This window comes from Pseudoalteromonas sp. MER144-MNA-CIBAN-0113 (assembly GCF_040308965.1).
GTDB lineage: Bacteria > Pseudomonadota > Gammaproteobacteria > Enterobacterales > Alteromonadaceae > Pseudoalteromonas > Pseudoalteromonas tetraodonis.
In genome coordinates this window covers 1-262 of record NZ_JBEOOG010000413.1, presented here as the reverse complement: position 1 = coordinate 262, position 262 = coordinate 1, and the positions used below count along the sequence as shown (strand labels likewise).

Below are 262 nucleotides of genomic sequence, written 5' to 3'. Positions count from 1 at the left end.
CGTTATGGAAGCTATACTTAACGAATTGGGTATGTCTAACACTATAACTACGTGCCTGAATGCAAAAGAAGCTCTTGAAAAAGTTAAAGAGGAGATCAACTACTTTGATGCTATTTTTACTGATCTCAATATGCCCGAAATGGACGGCATGGAACTAATCCGCCACTTAGGAGAGTTACATTATCAAGGCGGTATTATAATTGTTTCTGAAATGGACCATAAAGTTATTAGCTTAGCTGCCAATCTCGCGAAACAACATAAC

The 262-nt window shown here is 37.8% G+C and carries 1 protein-coding gene; it reads left to right on the top strand.

Annotation, left to right across the window (positions count from 1 at the left end):
• A partial coding sequence (locus AAEY57_RS20290) for a response regulator transcription factor (protein ID WP_350608695.1) occupies positions 1-262 on the top strand: 262 nt, incomplete at both ends.